This window comes from Microbulbifer variabilis, from assembly GCF_023716485.1.
GTDB lineage: Bacteria > Pseudomonadota > Gammaproteobacteria > Pseudomonadales > Cellvibrionaceae > Microbulbifer > Microbulbifer variabilis_B.
The window spans coordinates 4,620,001-4,622,500 of sequence record NZ_CP092418.1; the positions used below are offsets into that span (position 1 = coordinate 4,620,001).

General features: G+C 51.4%; 1 rRNA gene (cut by a window edge). It reads right to left on the reverse strand.

Going from position 1 to position 2,500, the window contains the following annotated elements:
* Positions 1-2,438 (reverse strand): 23S ribosomal RNA (locus MJO52_RS20170) (it extends 443 nt beyond the left edge of the window).
* Positions 2,439-2,500: the final 62 nt, after the last annotated feature.

The window sequence follows — 2,500 nt, forward strand, 5'->3', positions numbered from 1 at the left end:
TATCAGCCTGTTATCCCCGGAGTACCTTTTATCCGTTGAGCGATGGCCCTTCCATACAGAACCACCGGATCACTATGACCTACTTTCGTACCTGCTCGTCATGTCTGACTCGCAGTCAAGCGCACTTATACCATTATGCTCATTGCATGATTTCCGACCATGCTGAGTGCACCTTCGTACTCCTCCGTTACTCTTTGGGAGGAGACCGCCCCAGTCAAACTACCCACCATACACTGTCCTCGATCCGGATAACGGACCAGAGTTAGAACCTCAAACATACCAGGGTGGTATTTCAAGGACGGCTCCACAGTAACTAGCGTTACTGCTTCAAAGCCTCCCACCTATCCTACACAAGTAGGCTCAAAGTTCAGTGCAAAGCTGTAGTAAAGGTTCACGGGGTCTTTCCGTCTAGCCGCGGGTACACTGCATCTTAACAGCGATTTCAATTTCACTGAGTCTCTGGTGGAGACAGCGTGGCCATCGTTACGCCATTCGTGCAGGTCGGAACTTACCCGACAAGGAATTTCGCTACCTTAGGACCGTTATAGTTACGGCCGCCGTTTACCGGGGCTTCGATCAAGAGCTTCGCCGAAGCTAACCCCATCAATTAACCTTCCGGCACCGGGCAGGCGTCACACCCTATACGTCCTCTTACGAGTTTGCAGAGTGCTATGTTTTTAATAAACAGTCGCAGCCACCTGGTCACTTCGACCGGCCTCAGCTTAGGGAGCAAGTCCCATCACCAAAACCGGCGTACCTTCTCCCGAAGTTACGGTACCATTTTGCCTAGTTCCTTCACCAGAGTTCTCTCAAGCGCCTTGGTATTCTCTACCTGACCACCTGTGTCGGTTTAGAGTACGATTCACTATTGCCTGAAGCTTAGAAGTTTTTCCTGGAAGCAGGGCATCAACCACTTCACCCACAAGTGGGCTTCGTCATCAGTTCTCAGCCTTAGGGACCCGGATTTGCCTAAGTCCCCAGCCTACAACCTTAAACATGGACAACCAATCGCCATGCCGGCCTAGCCTTCTCCGTCACTCCGTCGCAGCAATAGCGAGTACAGGAATATTAACCTGTTTCCCATCGACTACGGCTTTCGCCCTCGCCTTAGGGGTCGACTAACCCTGTCCCGATTAGCGTTGGACAGGAACCCTTGGTCTTCCGGCGGGGAGGTTTTTCACCTCCCTTGTCGTTACTCATGTCAGCATTCGCACTTGTGATACCTCCAGCAGACCTCCCGATCCACCTTCAACGGCTTACACAACGCTCCTCTACCATGCTCCTAAGAGCATCCGCAGCTTCGGTTACCAGTTTTAGCCCCGGTATATCTTCCGCGCAGGCCGACTCGACTAGTGAGCTATTACGCTTTCTTTAAAGGATGGCTGCTTCTAAGCCAACCTCCTAGCTGTCTGGGCCTTCCCACATCGTTTCCCACTTAACTGGTATTTGGGACCTTAGCTGGCGGTCTGGGTTGTTTCCCTTTCCACGACGGACGTTAGCACCCGCCGTGTGTCTCCCGCGATTGCACTCCTCGGTATTCGGAGTTTGCATGGGGTTGGTAAGTCGGGATGACCCCCTAGCCCAAACAGTGCTCTACCCCCGAGGGTGAGACGCGAGGCGCTACCTAAATAGCTTTCGAGGAGAACCAGCTATCTCCCGGCTTGATTAGCCTTTCACTCCGATCCACAGGTCATCCCCTAATTTTTCAACATTAGTGGGTTCGGTCCTCCAGTTGATGTTACTCAACCTTCAACCTGCCCATGGATAGATCGCCGGGTTTCGGGTCTATTGCCTGCAACTAAACGCCCTATTAAGACTCGATTTCTCTACGGCTCCCCTAAGCGGTTAACCTTGCTACAGACAATAAGTCGCTGACCCATTATACAAAAGGTACGCAGTCACCCCGAAGGGCTCCTACTGCTTGTACGTATACGGTTTCAGGTTCTATTTCACTCCCCTCTCCGGGGTTCTTTTCGCCTTTCCCTCACGGTACTGGTTCACTATCGGTCAGCTGGGAGTATTTAGCCTTGGAGGATGGTCCCCCCATATTCAGTCAAGATAACACGTGTCCCGACCTACTCGATTTCACTCTAAATGCCTTTTCGTGTACGGGGCTATCACCCTGTATCGCGGTACTTTCCAGAACCTTCCACTAAAACATAAAGAGCTTAAGGGCTAATCCCCTTTCGCTCGCCGCTACTCAGGGAATCTCGGTTGATTTCTTTTCCTCCGGGTACTTAGATGTTTCAGTTCCCCGGGTTCGCCTCCATAACCTATGTATTCAGTTATGGATACCTGTAAAACAGGTGGGTTTCCCCATTCGGACATTCTAGGATCAAAGCTTGTGTGCCAGCTCCCCTAGACTTTTCGCAGGCTCCTACGTCCTTCATCGCCTCCAGCTGCCAAGGCATCCACCGTATACGCTTAGTCGCTTGACCATACAACACAAACGACTACTAACGACTTTAACATTCAGACTCAACAATAAATCGTTGGCCTG